General features: G+C 54.3%; 13 protein-coding genes. 11 read left to right on the top strand and 2 right to left on the bottom strand.

Going from position 1 to position 14,388, the window contains the following annotated elements; all coding sequences use genetic code 11:
- Positions 1 to 119: 119 nt before the first annotated feature.
- Positions 120 to 1,025 (top strand): AEC family transporter, encoded by a 906-nt coding sequence (locus tag N909_RS0107385; protein ID WP_029913573.1) that lies wholly within the window; start codon positions 120 to 122, stop codon positions 1,023 to 1,025.
- A 210-nt stretch (positions 1,026 to 1,235) separates the two neighbouring features.
- On the opposite strand, the gene N909_RS0107390 is transcribed toward N909_RS0107385, so the two are convergent.
- Together N909_RS0107390 and N909_RS0107395 are read right to left on the bottom strand one after the other, a co-directional pair.
- Entirely contained in the window at positions 1,236 to 2,135 is a 900-nt protein-coding gene (locus N909_RS0107390; RefSeq protein ID WP_029913576.1) for a dihydrodipicolinate synthase family protein, read from the bottom strand.
- A 187-nt stretch (positions 2,136 to 2,322) separates the two neighbouring features.
- On the bottom strand, positions 2,323 to 3,003 hold the full coding sequence (locus N909_RS0107395; protein WP_029913579.1) for a GntR family transcriptional regulator: 681 nt from the start codon (positions 3,001 to 3,003) through the stop codon (positions 2,323 to 2,325).
- 181 nt (positions 3,004 to 3,184) lie between these two features.
- Between N909_RS0107395 and N909_RS0107405 the strand changes: the two genes are divergently transcribed.
- The 10 genes from N909_RS0107405 to N909_RS0107455 all read left to right on the top strand — a co-directional run bounded on the left by N909_RS0107405 (position 3,185) and on the right by N909_RS0107455 (position 14,351).
- Positions 3,185 to 4,108 (top strand): 2-hydroxyacid dehydrogenase, encoded by a 924-nt coding sequence (locus tag N909_RS0107405; protein WP_029913582.1) that lies wholly within the window; start codon positions 3,185 to 3,187, stop codon positions 4,106 to 4,108.
- A gap of 537 nt (positions 4,109 to 4,645) precedes the next feature.
- The gene (locus tag N909_RS0107415; RefSeq protein WP_029913585.1) at positions 4,646 to 5,629 is read left to right on the top strand and encodes a Bug family tripartite tricarboxylate transporter substrate binding protein; all 984 of its coding nucleotides are present in this window, start codon (positions 4,646 to 4,648) and stop codon (positions 5,627 to 5,629) included.
- A 55-nt stretch (positions 5,630 to 5,684) separates the two neighbouring features.
- Positions 5,685 to 6,194: a tripartite tricarboxylate transporter TctB family protein gene (locus tag N909_RS24505; RefSeq protein ID WP_051689591.1), complete on the top strand. Its 510-nt coding sequence runs from the start codon at positions 5,685 to 5,687 to the stop codon at positions 6,192 to 6,194.
- A gap of 11 nt (positions 6,195 to 6,205) precedes the next feature.
- Entirely contained in the window at positions 6,206 to 7,741 is a 1,536-nt protein-coding gene (locus N909_RS0107425) for a tripartite tricarboxylate transporter permease (RefSeq protein WP_036682985.1), read from the top strand.
- A gap of 202 nt (positions 7,742 to 7,943) precedes the next feature.
- Positions 7,944 to 8,600: a fumarylacetoacetate hydrolase family protein gene (locus N909_RS0107430; RefSeq protein WP_029913596.1), complete on the top strand. Its 657-nt coding sequence runs from the start codon at positions 7,944 to 7,946 to the stop codon at positions 8,598 to 8,600.
- 232 nt (positions 8,601 to 8,832) lie between these two features.
- Entirely contained in the window at positions 8,833 to 10,494 is a 1,662-nt protein-coding gene (ilvD, locus tag N909_RS0107435) for a dihydroxy-acid dehydratase (protein WP_029913599.1), read from the top strand.
- Between the two features lie 29 nt (positions 10,495 to 10,523).
- Positions 10,524 to 11,792 carry a nickel pincer cofactor-dependent isomerase, group 22 gene (locus N909_RS0107440; protein WP_029913602.1) on the top strand — a complete coding sequence of 423 codons (1,269 nt, stop codon included), beginning with the start codon at positions 10,524 to 10,526 and terminating at the stop codon, positions 11,790 to 11,792.
- 144 nt (positions 11,793 to 11,936) lie between these two features.
- Positions 11,937 to 12,230 carry a UxaA family hydrolase gene (locus N909_RS0107445; RefSeq protein ID WP_051689592.1) on the top strand — a complete coding sequence of 98 codons (294 nt, stop codon included), beginning with the start codon at positions 11,937 to 11,939 and terminating at the stop codon, positions 12,228 to 12,230.
- Positions 12,227 to 13,414 carry a UxaA family hydrolase gene (locus N909_RS0107450; protein WP_029913610.1) on the top strand — a complete coding sequence of 396 codons (1,188 nt, stop codon included), beginning with the start codon at positions 12,227 to 12,229 and terminating at the stop codon, positions 13,412 to 13,414. The genes N909_RS0107445 and N909_RS0107450 overlap by 4 nt, the downstream gene beginning before the upstream one ends.
- A gap of 49 nt (positions 13,415 to 13,463) precedes the next feature.
- Positions 13,464 to 14,351: a fumarylacetoacetate hydrolase family protein gene (locus N909_RS0107455; protein WP_029913613.1), complete on the top strand. Its 888-nt coding sequence runs from the start codon at positions 13,464 to 13,466 to the stop codon at positions 14,349 to 14,351.
- Positions 14,352 to 14,388: the final 37 nt, after the last annotated feature.

Raw genomic sequence — 14,388 nt, forward strand, 5'->3', positions numbered from 1 at the left:
AGGCGCTAAGGTAAAAAATCTTTTTTTTGCGGAAAGGAAAAACTTTACTTGTCGAAGGTGCTTCCTTAAGCTGAAATTCCTATTCATCAAAACTCCGTTCAACTAGACAGGACAACCTCATGACTGATTTTCTTTCCATCTTCCTCAATGTCGTGCTGCCGGTCTTTGGCATTGTCATCATCGGTTACCTGATTGGCGGACGGCTCGAACTGCAAGCGCGGACCCTGAGTCGCGCCGCTTACTATGTGTTTGTCCCGGCTTACATTTTCCAGGCGGTCGGCAGCTCAAATATTGCCCTCGACGACACCCTGAAAATGATCGGTTTTATCATTTTGGCGCAGACTCTGGCTGCTGTTACTGCAGGCCTTGTCGGTCGACTGCTGGGACGAACCAGGGAGATGATCGCCGCCTACATCATGGTCGCTGTTTTTGCCAATGTCGGGAATTACGGAATCGCCGTGATTCATTTCAGATTCGGCGATCCGGCTCTCGCTCCGGCCACCATCTATTATGTCGTCATGTCCATCGTCCAGTTTGTTATCGGCATTGGAGCTGCGGGATGGGCCCGTGGTGGCGGGCGCGGGGCACTGGGCAACCTATTCAAAACACCGGCAATTCTGGCGGTCATTCCGGCGATTCTGGTTTCGAGTAGTGGGGTGACAGTTCCCCTGGTGCTATCACGCATGATCGGGCTACTGGCCGGGGCCATGATTCCGACCATGCTCTTCACACTGGGGTTACAATTGCTTGAACAGAAGAAAATCCACTTTTCAAGTGATGTGCTGCTGGCCTCCAGCATCCGGCTGCTGGCGGCGCCGGCTTTGGCTTTTATCGTTGCGATCCCGTTCAGTCTGCCACATTACCAATATGCGGCAGGAATTCTTCAAATCGCCATGCCAACGGCTATTATGGCAACCATTGTTGCCAAGGAGAACAATATCGCGCCCGATTTCATAAATGCCTCGGTCCTCTTCTCCATCCTGACCAGTCTGGTCACGTTACCGTTCATTATGATGTTGTTTTGAGCCAACGCCATACCGAGGTTACCCAACGCAAGAAAAATCCTTGCCACCGCCGTCCACTCCCCTGAACCATGGATTCGCGTGTGACTTGTGATTTGAAACAGTCTGCCTTGCAGCAAAAAAATCGCCGCCATCCTTCCTTTTGGAACAAAAAAGACAGCGGCGACACCTTCCCGACCGGACAAACAAACAGCCGGAACTTTCAGAAATTTCTTACACCGTCAGCTCATACCCTTTCCGGTTCAGGTATTCGACAATCTGCAGCATCTGCTCCACGGTTTTGGCATCGGCATTCATCCCCGGATGGCGCACTTTGGTGGTGCTGAACACGCCCATCCGTTTGAGCAGGTGCTTGCGCAGGGAAATGCCGATCCCCGGCTGGAACTCCCAGCGGGTCAGGGGCAGGAAATCGTAGAACAACTCCTTGGCCGCCTCCCATTCCCCGGCCTGGGCATACTGATAAAGGCGCACCAGCAGTTCGGCATAGACGAACCCGGTCATGATTCCGACTGCGCCGAGCTGCAGCTCTTCCAGGGCATAGTTGCCACCCAGCGCCCCGAACACCTTGAGGGGCTCACCGACGCTCTGCTGCAGGGCCTGCATTTTGGCGCCGGTCGGCGGATCTTCCAGCTTGATGTACTGAACATATTCGGCACTGGCAAACATCTGCGTGATCAGCTCCACGGACATGGTGATGCCGGTCACCGCCGGGTAGTCGTGGATGATGCAGGGGATTTTCGCCGCATCGGAGACCTGCTGGTAGTATTCCAGCAGCGGTTTGTCCTTCTGAATACCGTGGGGGCCGAGGAGCAGGGCGTCCGCCCCCAGATCGCGGGCTTTGGCGGCCTGCAGCTTGGCCGGATCGGTGGCCGGAGCGCGGGTGCCGACCACCAGGTGCATCGCGGCGGGCATTCGTTTCCGGTAGAGTTTGATGATTTCGGTGCGTTCGTCGTCGGTCATTTTCGGCCCTTCGCCGAGGGCGCCCATGATGGCCAGGCCGTGGACCTTTTTTTCGGCCATGCAGTCGATCAAACGTTCGATACTGGCGTAATCGACCGCACCGTCATCCAGAAACGGGGTCGGGACGATCGGATAGATTCCTTTGAGTTCCATGGGGAAATTGCTCCTTGAATGATGACAGAAAAACAACGATAAGGTGACCAGGACGACCGCAAGTCACCAGCGTGATGCTGGGTAGCTTAACAGGCAGCAGCAAGGCGCCGGGTCCTGGAATGGGATACGGCCAGATATATGCGGAACAGCGGTCACAGCAAAAAGAATTGTCCGGGTGGTTAGTTTTTCACAGTTTATTTAGCAGATAGTACGTCTCTCGGGCCGGTTTGAGGTGCTCCAACATAAGATTTTTCAAGAGCTTTAGATCCCCGTTGACCAGCGCTTCAATCATGGCTAAATGCTCCGTTGCCATCTGATCGACCAACTGTGGATTGATAAATGTGTAAGAACGAATCGCGTGAGACTTCATCATATACAATTCAATAGCTTCAAACAGGGCGGGGTTATTGCAGGCCCGGTAGATTGTTTTGTGGAAGGCGATGTTTTTCCTGAAAACGACCGACAAAACCCCTTTTTTCTTGGCGTCCATGTATTCCCGATGGATCACCTTCAGCTCTTCGATCATGGCTTTTGAAACCGGCAGAGGAATCAACTCGATGGCTTTGGTTTCGAGCAACTCCCGGACAACATAGATATCTTCCACTTCCCGCGGCTCAAAATATTTGACAAAAGCCCCCTTGTTTTTGGCTCGGACCACCAGCCCTAACTTCTCCAGTTCAAACAGCACCTGGCGGACCACATTGCGTTTGGCGTCGAACCGTACCATCAGTTCATCTTCAATCAGTCGCTCCCGTGGCTTGAGCCGGCCAAGAGCGATATCCTCTTCCAACTGGCTGGTCAATTGTTCAACCCGGGTCACCTTTTCTTCTGCAACGGATGGTTCAGATTTTTGAGCCGCAAACGTCATACTGTGAACTCCCCTCATAGTTTTCATTTTCCTTCTTAATTAACATGATCCCTCCGTCAGGTAAATAAAACAGGGGCACTGATATTATTGATAATATAATTGACAATATTAAATTTAGCTGAAATATTGTCAAGCAGAAAGATCAGCACCCCGGCAGAATGTTTCACCGCAAGGAGTCACGATGCTGACAAACATCCTTCAAGTAGGCACTTTCCCAGCGCTGATGCAGCGCGAGGTCACCGAGCGGGTCATCCCCTGGACAGAACAGGACCTTGCCGCCAGGCCTGAGTTGAAACAGCAGGTACAAGGGCTGATTACCCGCAGTAACATCCGGATCAGCGAAGAATTAATCAGGTCTTTACCCAACCTGCGCATCATCGCTTCCTGCGGTGTCGGCTATGATCTCATTCCGGTCTCCTTTGCACGCGACCGGGGAATTGTGGTGAGCAATACGCCCGAGGTTCTGAATGCCGCGGTGGCAGAACTCTGTATTGGCATGCTGATCGGCTTGCTGCGGCAGCTTCACACAGCGGATCAATTTGTGCGCAAATCCCTGTGGTTAAAGCAGGCCTATCCGCTGACCAGAGGCTTGGCCGGCAAACGGGTTGGCATTATCGGCATGGGCAGGATCGGCAAAGAAATCGGGCTCAGGCTGGAGCCGTTCGGAACCACCATCGCTTATTTCTCCCGCCAGCGGAAACCGCTGCCCTGGCACTATGCCCCATCGCTGACCGAACTCGCCAATGCTTCTGACATTCTCATCGCAGTGGTTCCCGGTGGAGCAGAGACCAGGCATATGATTGATGCCAAAATTTTGAGAGCCCTTGGCCCGCAAGGTTATTTTGTCAATATCGCGCGTGGCTCAGTCGTTGACGAAGAGGCCTTGCTCACTGCACTTGAAACAGGTGAAATCGCTGGAGCGGCTCTGGATGTCTATGCCAGTGAACCAGCCATCAATCAGCGTTTTCTGAACCTCGACAATGTCCTGCTCTCCCCCCACGCCGGCAGCGCAACAACAGAAACCCGTCAAACCATGATTCAGCTGGCTATCACCAATCTGGAAGCCTTTTTCGCAACCGGGAAAATTCTCACTCCCGTTTATTGAATGTCTAAAAGACCGAGATGTTGAGGTGCACGGCGGAGAAAAATACGCCTTCCTCATCTCTGAAAATCAATAAGTTAAAGAGTCTCGATTGGTTTTTATCGCCCGTCCCAGATTTCATCAAACAGGCGGTAAAGGTCTGAGAATTCCGTCGACATTCTTATCAAGAAGATTATTGATAATTTCATTGACATGATTTCAACCCCATGTTAGTTAGGGTTCAATCATCATAGTCATGCAAGGAGTGTTCGCAGCATCAATCGAAAACCATCGCACAGATTATCCCGTTGTTCAGGAAGAGAGCGCTCGTCTTGAGCCTTTGAAAACTTTTGCAAGCAGATAAAGCCGAATTCAATTTTTCCATCCTGCCATGAAAGGAAAAGTAAAAATTCGGAGCTGCTGTTCTTTTTAAAGGATTAGTTCAGGAAAGCTTCAAATTCAATCCTCTGCCCTGCGACAAATTCTGCCTCGCCAGCGTTTCGCAGCAAAGGAATCAACCCGATCTTCATGACGAAGATCTACAAACGAGGAGGTTTTTCGATGAGTCGAGTTAAACGGATCCTGGCAACAATCTTGGTCGTCATGGTGAGTGTCGGGCTGTTGGCGACAACGGCCATGGCAGCAAGTTATCCCAAAAAACCGATTAATGTCATGCAGGGATTCAAGCCTGGTGGCGGCAGCGATGCGCTGGCCCAGTTGACCCAGCCCTTCCTGGAAAAAGCGATCGGGACGACCTTCGTCAATCAGTATATTCCCGGTGCCACCGGCGCCATTGCCTGGACCCAGTTGGCAAAAACAACCCGCAACGACGGCTATACCATCTCCATCACCAACACCCCCATGCTCATGACCAACTACATCATGAACAAGGAAATTTCCTATAACATCAACGAATTGACCCCGATCGCCAATGTTGTCACCGACCCCGGCATCGTCGTCGTCAGCAAAGACAGCCCCTACAAAACCGCCCAGGAATTTTTTGACGCTGCGCGCAAGAATCCCGGCAAGATCACCGTCGGCAACTCCGGCATCGGCGGCGACGACTTTTTTACCACCCTGATCGTTGAAAAAGCCAGCGGTCTGAAATTCCAGATGATCCCATTCCAGGGGGATGGCCCCTCCTGGCAAGCCGCCATGGGCGGAAAGATCGACGCCAGCTTCAACAACCTGGGCATCACTTTCCCGCAGATCAAAGCCGGCAACCTGCGCCCGCTAGTCCTGTTCGCCGAAGAGCGCAACCCGAATATCCCCGACGTCCCGACGCTGAAAGAGCTTGGCTACGATGTCGTATCCGGTTCCTCGCGCGGCTACAGCGCTCCCAAGGGGATTCCCGCAGAAGCCCAGGAAGCTCTCATCAAGGCCTTTAAAGCCATGGGCGACAACCCGGATTTCCACAAGACAGCAGAAGAAAGAGCGTTGACCCTGGACCTGAAATACGGCCCCGACTACGAAGCCTATTTGCAAAAGCAGGAAAAAATGTTTGGCGAAATCTGGAACGAAGTCAAAGACCAATATACGCACTAATCATGTCTTCCCGATGCGGGAATCCCGCATCGGGACTCTTTCGGGAGAAACCTGAATGAAAAAGCTGTATCCGTACGTTGCCTTTGCAGGACTGATTGATGTGATGATTGTGGCCTTTTTCATCCAAACCCTGCATATGCCCAAAGCGGCTTATCAGATGCCGCGCCTGCTGCTCCTGGCCCTGGCCATTTTATCGACGTTGATGATCCTGGAACAGCTCTGGAAATTGCGAAAAGGGGAGCCGGTAAAAGCAAAACCAGATGAACTCGAAACAATTATGGCCGAAGTCGCCAAAGCAGAACAACTTACCCCTGAAGAACAACGTAACAGCAAAATCAGAAGGGCATTTTTTGTCGGCGTCCTGACCGCCTATATCCTCACGATCAAGCCGCTGGGATATTTTATTGCCACCCCGCTGTATTTGTTCGGCACTTTGGTTTACCTCAAATCGACCAAAGCCTATTGGGCCATGGCAATTGCCGTCGGTTTCACCATTTTTGTCTATCTGCTGTTCGTGCTGTTTCTGAACCTGCCGGTCCCCATGGGACTGCTTGAGTTCGAGTAAGGAGTTCTGTCATGATTTATGATGCCGTCCTGACAGGTTTCATGGATGTCATTCACCCCCTCAATCTGCTGCTGGTGGTGGTTGGGACAATGATCGGTGTTTTTGTCGGGGCCATGCCGGGGCTCTCTGCCACCATGGCCATTGCCCTGCTGCTGCCGCTGACCTTTCCACTGCCACCCGCTTCGGGCTTGAGCATGCTGGCCTCCCTCTATATGGGCGCCATGTACGGCGGCTCCATCGCCGCGATACTGTTACGTACTCCGGGCACTCCGGCCGCTGCAGCAACCGTTCTTGACGGCTATCCGATGGCCCAGAACGGGCAGGCGGGCAAGGCACTGGGAGTGTCGCTGACCGCTTCACTGGTCGGCGGGGTCATCAGCAGTATCGCCCTGCTGACCATCGCCCCGATCCTGGGGCAGGTCGCCCTGCAATTCGGTCCGGTTGAACTCTTTGCTGTCGCCGTTTTGGGGCTGACAATTATTGCTTCGCTGTCCCGCGGCTCAACGATCCTCGGGCTGCTTTCCGGCAGTATGGGCGCTCTGCTCGCCATGGTCGGCATGGATAACATCACCGGAGTACCACGCTTTACTTTCGGCAACATCAACCTGTTCGGCGGGATATCTTTCGTTGTCGCTCTGATCGGGCTGTTCTCTATCCCGCAGGCGATCCGCCTGATCGAGAAAAAAGATGATCCGAATCGCAAGGCGGTGGTCAACAGTATCAGCGACAAGATGCTGCCGACCTGGAAAGAATTTAAAAGCATGATCGTAACAATGGTGCGCGGTGGGTTCATCGGCATCTTTACCGGGCTGATTCCCGGCACCGGTGGAGATACCGCTTGCTGGTTTTCTTATAACGAAGCCAAGCGTTTTTCCAAGCATAAGGAAAAATTCGGCACTGGCTATATGGAGGGCGTTGCGGCCGCCGAGTCCGCCAACAACGCGGTGGTCGGGGGAGCGCTGATTCCGACAATCTCGTTGGGTATTCCCGGCAGTTCCTCTGCGGCGGTGTTGATGGGTGGATTGATGGTCCATGGCATCATGCCCGGACCGACCCTGATGACCGACTATGCCGATGTCACCTATACCCTGATCTGGGCCATCATGTTGTCGAATATCGCCATGTTCGTTGTCGGCCTGCTGATGACCCGCATGAGTATTTTTGTGACCAAGGTCAAAGATACCATCATGGCGCCGATGATCATCGTCATGTGCGTTATCGGGTCGTTTTCCATCAACAATAATATTTTTGACGTCATGCTGATGTTCGCGTTCGGCCTGCTCGGGTATGCCATGGACAAACTCAAAATTCCGGCCGCCCCCATGGTTGTCGGTTTGATCCTGGGGAATCTGCTCAATGTCAGTCTGCATCAGTCGCTGCTGATCAGCGGTGGCAGTTGGATGGTTTTCATGCAGAGCCCGATTGCGGCAACCCTGTTGGCCATTGCCCTGCTTTCGATTCTGCAATGTACGCCGTTTTTTTCCTGGATCCCCAGGCTGCTGAAGTTTCGTCCCAGTAAACAAAGAATCAAGGATGTCAGTGAGTAACCCGAATTCCAGCGGGGCAAATTCCTTCCCCCCGCTGGATGAATAGCACCTGTGGTGATGCCATCAGGCATCTCTCGCCCCGCTGCGTGCGGCGGGGTACTTTTTAGCAAACAATGAATTGAAATCCCGGCCAGCCTTAACCCTGACCAGGATCCGGAATTGCATTTATTCAAAGCTTATTTGACGGTAAGGACGTGAGCTTATGTATCAAGTTCAACCTGAAGGATCGACAGATACTTATACGCTGGGCAAAGTCGTGTGCATCGGCAGAAACTATTTTGACCACATCAAAGAACTGGACAACGAGATCCCGGAGCAGCCGGTCCTGTTTATCAAACCGGCGACAAGTATCATTGGCGAAGGCGGCCGGATCGAGATACCCCCTGGGTCCGCAGACTGCCACCATGAACTCGAGCTGGCGGTCCTGATTGGCAAGACCGCAAAAAAAATTGCCGAGCAAGATGCCATGAGCTGTGTCGCAGGATACGGCATTGGGATCGATCTGACCTTGCGCGACATCCAAAGCAACCAGAAGAAAAAGGGCCTCCCCTGGGAGATCGCCAAAGGCTTCGACACCTCCTGCCCCCTGTCCCATTTTGTCGCAGCCTCCAGAATCGACGATCCCCATGACCTGCAAATGACCTTGACCGTTAACGGAGAGGTTCGTCAGGACGGCTCTTCCGCACTGATGATGCGCAAAATCCCCCAGATTATCTCTGCCGCATCTGAGTATTTCACCTTGCTGCCCGGAGATATCGTGCTGACCGGAACCCCGGCAGGGGTCAGCCAGATCAAAAGCGGTGATGTCATTAACGCAAAAATCGACCAGATCGGAGAGCTGAATGTCTCGGTTCTGTGAGCTGGTCCAGAGCTCTTCACCCGAGCTTGCAATGCAATCCAGGGCGAATCATCCATGGCTTTACGCGCAAGAGCTGGTGGTCAGTGTCATGGCTTTCAGCGCGAAACAGGCCAAGATGATTCAACCACGATAACTGTCAGCTCTCCTGCATCACTTCTGCCCGTCGGTCGACATCCCGTTGCCCCTGATGCAGAAGAGCGGCACCCAATGATGTTGTTTTTGAGGAGTTTTCATGTCCAGTAAGCGCGGCGACATTAACAATATTACCGAGGCCTATTACTCAGGCCTGATGAGTTCTTGCGGGTTCAGGCGCAAGGACATCGACAAACCCATTATCGGCATTGTCAATTCCTGGACCGATGTCAATCCGGGACACGAGCCATTGGCCAAACTGGCCGGCCACGTTCGCGAAGGAGTCTGGGCCAACGGCGGCACCCCGGTCGAGTTCAATGTTCCGGCGCCCTGTGACGGAATGGCTCAAGGTATCGGCATGCATTACATTCTGGTCCAACGTGATCTGATTGCCGCGTCCATTGAATCCATGGTCAAAGCGCACGGCTTTGATGGGCTGGTGTTCCTTTGCTCCTGCGACAAAATCGTCCCCGGCATGCTCATGGCCGCGGCCCACATCGATCTGCCTGCCCTGTTTCTGACCGCCGGCGCCATGCAGCCCTACAAAGAGCAGGGCCAAGTCTATGTGACCTGCGACCTGAAAGAAGCCATGGGCAAGCATCGCGTCGGTGATATCGACGACGCGACCATGGAACGTTGGATCACCGGGATGTGCAGCTCCTCGGGAACCTGTTCCATGTTCGGCACCGCCAACACCATGGGCTCCTTTCTGGAGAGCACCGGAATCGCCCCGCTGCGCTCATCAACCATGCTGTTCAGCTCTTCCGCCAAGGTCTGGCAGGCACGCGGGGTTGGGGAACGGATTGTCGATCTGGTCAAGGAAAAGAAAAATTTCCGCTCCTACTTTACCGATGATGCCCTGCAAAACGGCATCAAGTACATTTCCGCCACGGGCGGTTCCACCAACGCCATCCTGCACCTGATTGCGGTTGCAAAAGCGCTGGAAACCTCTTTGCCGCTGCATAAATTTGACGAGGTTCAGGCCTCGGTCCCGGTCATCGCCAAATTCAAGCCATCGTCCCAATACAATATCAATGACTATGACGAAGCCGGCGGGGTTGCCGCAGTCCTGAAGACGATTCAGGGCTTTTTAAACCTCGCTACCGACATGGCCTTTTACGGCACCACCCTGAAAGAGGTTGTCGATAGTGTCCAGGGCCCCGTCAATCGGGAGATCATCCGCGACATCAGCGATCCTCTCGCTGAAGGGGGCTGTTTTTCCATCATCTTCGGCAACCTCGCTCCGCTGGGCGCAGTGGTCAAGAAAACCGGGGTTGATCCCAAGATGTATCATCACCGGGGGCCGGCCGTGGTCTTCAATTCGGAGGAAGATGTCCGGGATTTCATGCTGACCAAACCAGTGGAGCCGGGATCGGTGCTGGTGATCAAGTATGAAGGCCCGAAAGGAGGACCCGGCATGCGGGAAATGTCGATTCCGGCCGCGATGCTGGTCGGGATGGGGCTGCATACCTCGGTGGCCATGATTACCGATGGCCGTTATTCAGGCGCATCAAAAGGCCCCTGCGTTGGACATATCGCTCCAGAGGCCTGGGACAACGGACCGATAGCTGCGGTCGAAGATGGCGATATTATTGAGATCGACCTCAACACGAACTCCATCACTCTGCATGTGCCGGAACAAGAAATTGCCGAACGGCTGAAAAAAGTCATTAAGCCGCAACGGGAGGTTAAAGGTTCGCTGCAGGCTTATCGCCAGGGAGTTGCCGGCTCGGAAGAAGGAGCCGCCTGGCTGTTCCGGTAACGGCAGGTCAAGAGTGTGAGGAATCTGTCATGAATATTTTCAATACCCTGCTCGATCCGATTCCCATTCCGAAGATGGTCAGGGCCAGACAAACCTATCCGCGACCGGTGTCCAGCGATCCCGAGGCGGAGTTTCTGGACAAGCTGCACCGTAGCGGGGTCCTCAGCCGTGTCAAAAGCGGAATGTCGATTGCCATTACGGTCGGCAGCCGGGGAGTCAGCAACCAGCCACTCTTGGTCAGAGCCCTGGTTGCCGAACTTAAAAAGCTCGGCGCCAGCCCCTTTATCATCCCCGCCATGGGCTCGCATGGCGGGGCCACCGCCCCTGGTCAGCAGGAGATGCTGGAAGGGATGGGGGTCTCCGCCGCAGCGATGGGCGCCCCGATCAGAGCAACGATGGAAACGGTTGTTCTGGGTGAAGCAGCTCCCGGATTGCCGGCGCAGATTGACAAATTCGCCCATGAAGCCGACGGCATCATCATTATCAATCGGATCAAACCGCACAGTTCATTTCGCGGTCCCTATGAAAGCGGCCTGGCCAAAATGATCACCATCGGCCTGGGCAAGCAGCGCGGAGCTGAAGCCTGCCATCGCCTGGGCTTCGGGAAAATGGCCGAAAATATCCCGCTTATCGCCAAAAAAGTCATTGCCGAAGCGAATATTCTGTTTGGCATCGGTCTGCTCGAAAATGCCTACCACGAAACCGCCCGGATCGAAGTGATCCCGACTGCGGATATACTGGACCGGGAGCCGGCCCTGCAGGAAGAATCCAAGCAGCTCTGTGCCAGATTGGCGTTCGACCAGTTGGATGTGCTGATCATGGATGAAATCGGCAAGGATATCAGCGGAACCGGCTTCGATACCAATATCGTTGGCCGTTATCACACGCCGTTCATCAGCGGTGGCCCGCGGATCACCAGGGTGGCGGTTCTCGATATCACGGCCCGGAGTCATGGCAATGGCAACGGACTGGGAATCGTCGATATGACCACCAGGCGGGCGTATAAAAAATTCAGCTTTGAGAAAACCTATCCTAACGCACTGACCTCCACCGTTCCCTTGAGCGTTATGATCCCCATGGTGCTGGAAAATGATCGTCATGCCATCCAGGCCGCAATCAGGACCAGTAATGTTTTCGATCAAAGCCAGGTCAGACTGATGAGAATCAAAAACACCAATGAAATGGACGAGGTTGAAATCTCCACAAGCCTGATGAAGGAGGCCGCAGACAGCCCCTTCATCGAAATCATATCGGAGCCATATCCTCTGTCATTCGATACAAATGGCAATCTGTTCTAGCGCCCCGCCTTTTCGAAACCATGCCAGCGGTTTTCGTTTGCAAGGGAGTCAGCGCCGGGACACGGAGCAGTTAACGAAGAACACAAGAATTGACTTATTGAGCGTTCTTGTCTTCTCCATAAAGTGAACAGGAGTATTCATCCAATGGGAAAATTACTAAGGTCCCTTGTCCTCAATCCGGAAGATTCCGTCGCCGTTCTTTTGGAAAAAGGGAGTAAGGGCGATAAAATCAGTGTGGCGGGCGAAGAGATTGAGCTTCGTGAAGATATTGATTTTGCACATAAAGTTCTGATTAAAGATACCGTAAAAAATGGTCCGGTCATGAAATACGGGGTACAGATCGGTTATATGCTGGCGGACACTGTTAAAGGCTACTGGATCCATGGCCACAATATGGGCTGCGACCGGGGAAAAGTCAGAAGGGAGCTGATCAAATGAAATTCATGGGTTATCGCCGTGCTGATGGCAGAATCGGCATCAGAAACCATATCGCCATTATCCCTTCGGTCTTTTGCGCCAATAATGTGGCGGAAAACATTGCCCGCCAGGTCGAGGGAACCGTTGCTCTGCGCCACCCGGTGGGCTGTTCTCAAGTCGGTTTTGACTTAGAGTTAACCGCCCGTACCCTGATTGCCATGGGGAATCACCCCAATGTCGCGGCGGTTGTGGTCATCGGCCTGGGCTGTGAGCGCTTCAAACCGACGGAACTTTACGAGGCCGTCAAAAAAACCGGCAAACCGGTTGAAATGCTGGTGATTCAGGAGGAAGGCGGCTCGTCCAGGACCATCGCCAAAGGGGTCGAGATCGCACGCCGTTTTGTGCAGCAGGAGACCGATCGCCCGCGCGTCGAATGCGATATCTCAGAGCTGACGATTGCCGTGAAATGCGGTGGAACAGACGCCACCAGCGGCCTGGCCGCCAATCCGGTGGTGGGCGCCATGTCCGACCTGCTGGTCGCTCAGGGCGGCAGCACCATCTTGTCCGAGCTCAATGAGCTGATCGGCACTGAAGACATGTTGGCGGGCAGGGCCATAACCCCGGAAATCTCCGCCAAAGTCTACGCCGCTATCTATGGAATCGAAGACAAGCTGCGGTCCGGTTGCGATGAACGCTATGCTGGCCGCAATGAACTGATCTCCCCGGGCAACTACGATGGTGGGGTCAGCAATATTGTCGAAAAGGCCCTTGGTGGCGTCTACAAGGGAGGCACTGCCCCGGTGACGGATGTCCTCGAATACGCCATTCCACCAGTCCCGGACCAGAAAGGCCTGTTTCTCATGAATTATGAGAGCCATGATGGCGAGGTGGTCACCGGAATGATCGGTTGCGGCGCTCAACTGGTGGCCTTTACTTCCGGCCGTGGCACCCCGGCCGGCTTTCCCCTGGCCCCGGTGATCAAACTGACCGGCAACAGTTTCATGTTTGAAAAGATGAACGAAAACTTCGATTTTAATACCGGGGATGTCATCAGCGGTGAAGCCACCATCAAAGAGAAGGGGCAACAGCTTTTTGAGATGGTCATGGCGGTCGCCAATGGCCGGCTCACCGCAGCGGAAAAGTTGTCCTCATACGAACTCTTCTGCGTGGCACGAGCCCTGGGCAATACCAATAACGCGGCATGAAGCCGACTGCCCTTCCGGTATCATAGCGTATTAGCAACAAGGAGAACCGATGAGATTAGCTACCATCAGAATCAAAGGCCTGGAGACCGCGGCCATCGTCCAGGACGAGCTGGTCACCACCCTGGCCAGCATCAATGAACAGCTCGGCTCAGACTGGCCCACCGACATCCTCGCCCTGCTCCAGCAGGACCGCCTTGCACCCCTGAACGCCTGGTATCGTGCCGGCGGCCGGGACCAGGTCGCCGCCCTGTCCGGGCACGCCATTCCCCTGGCCGAGGCCAGCTTCGCTCCGCTCTACCGTACCCCCAGAAAGATCTTCGGCATCGGCCTGAACTATGTCGACCATGCCGCCGACCTGGCGGAGAAGGCCCCGAGCACTGAGCCGGCCAGCTTCTTCAAGCCGGATACCACCATCATCGGGCCGGGCGATGCCATCAAAATCCCGCTGCAGTCCGAAGGCACCACGGCCGAGGCGGAACTGGGCGTGATCTTCGGCAAGGAATGTGTCGATGTCGAACGCGCCGACTGGCTGAGCGTGGTTGCGGGTTTCACCACCATCATCGATATGACCGCCGAGGATATCCTCCGCCGCAACCCGCGCTACCTGACTCTGTCGAAAAGCTTCGAGAGCTTCTTCAGCTTCGGGCCCCAGCTGGTCACCCCGGATGAGATCGAGGACGTCATGCAGCTCAAGGTGGCGACCATCCATAACGGCCGGGTCCATGCCGAGAATGTGGTGGCCAACATGACTTTCCCGCCGGATTTCCTGGTCTCGTTCCATTCCCAGGTCATGAAGATGTACCCCGGCGATATCATCTCCACCGGCACCCCGCGGGCGGTCCATATCAGTCATGGCGATCAGGTCGCCTGCCGCATCGACGGCTTCGCACCGCTGGAGTGCCCGGTCATCGATAAGAAAACCCTCCGGGACAGTTAGCCCCCGGACATCACTCGAATGGCGCTCGTTTAAGAGT

The organism is Pelobacter seleniigenes DSM 18267, assembly GCF_000711225.1.
GTDB lineage: Bacteria > Desulfobacterota > Desulfuromonadia > Desulfuromonadales > Geopsychrobacteraceae > Seleniibacterium > Seleniibacterium seleniigenes.

What these genes read in the sequence shown, in the direction of transcription:
- N909_RS0107395 (WP_029913579.1), bottom strand. Translation starts at nt 3,003, where the DNA reads ATGACGTTTGCGGCTCAAAAATCTGAACCATCCGTTGCAGAAGAAAAG.
- N909_RS0107440 (WP_029913602.1), top strand. Translation starts at nt 10,524, where the DNA reads ATGAATATTTTCAATACCCTGCTCGATCCGATTCCCATTCCGAAGATG.
- N909_RS0107430 (WP_029913596.1), top strand. Translation starts at nt 7,944, where the DNA reads ATGTATCAAGTTCAACCTGAAGGATCGACAGATACTTATACGCTGGGC.
- N909_RS0107405 (WP_029913582.1), top strand. Translation starts at nt 3,185, where the DNA reads ATGCTGACAAACATCCTTCAAGTAGGCACTTTCCCAGCGCTGATGCAG.
- N909_RS24505 (WP_051689591.1), top strand. Translation starts at nt 5,685, where the DNA reads ATGAAAAAGCTGTATCCGTACGTTGCCTTTGCAGGACTGATTGATGTG.
- N909_RS0107425 (WP_036682985.1), top strand. Translation starts at nt 6,206, where the DNA reads ATGATTTATGATGCCGTCCTGACAGGTTTCATGGATGTCATTCACCCC.
- N909_RS0107445 (WP_051689592.1), top strand. Translation starts at nt 11,937, where the DNA reads ATGGGAAAATTACTAAGGTCCCTTGTCCTCAATCCGGAAGATTCCGTC.
- N909_RS0107450 (WP_029913610.1), top strand. Translation starts at nt 12,227, where the DNA reads ATGAAATTCATGGGTTATCGCCGTGCTGATGGCAGAATCGGCATCAGA.
- N909_RS0107415 (WP_029913585.1), top strand. Translation starts at nt 4,646, where the DNA reads ATGAGTCGAGTTAAACGGATCCTGGCAACAATCTTGGTCGTCATGGTG.
- ilvD (WP_029913599.1), top strand. Translation starts at nt 8,833, where the DNA reads ATGTCCAGTAAGCGCGGCGACATTAACAATATTACCGAGGCCTATTAC.
- N909_RS0107390 (WP_029913576.1), bottom strand. Translation starts at nt 2,135, where the DNA reads ATGGAACTCAAAGGAATCTATCCGATCGTCCCGACCCCGTTTCTGGAT.
- N909_RS0107455 (WP_029913613.1), top strand. Translation starts at nt 13,464, where the DNA reads ATGAGATTAGCTACCATCAGAATCAAAGGCCTGGAGACCGCGGCCATC.
- N909_RS0107385 (WP_029913573.1), top strand. Translation starts at nt 120, where the DNA reads ATGACTGATTTTCTTTCCATCTTCCTCAATGTCGTGCTGCCGGTCTTT.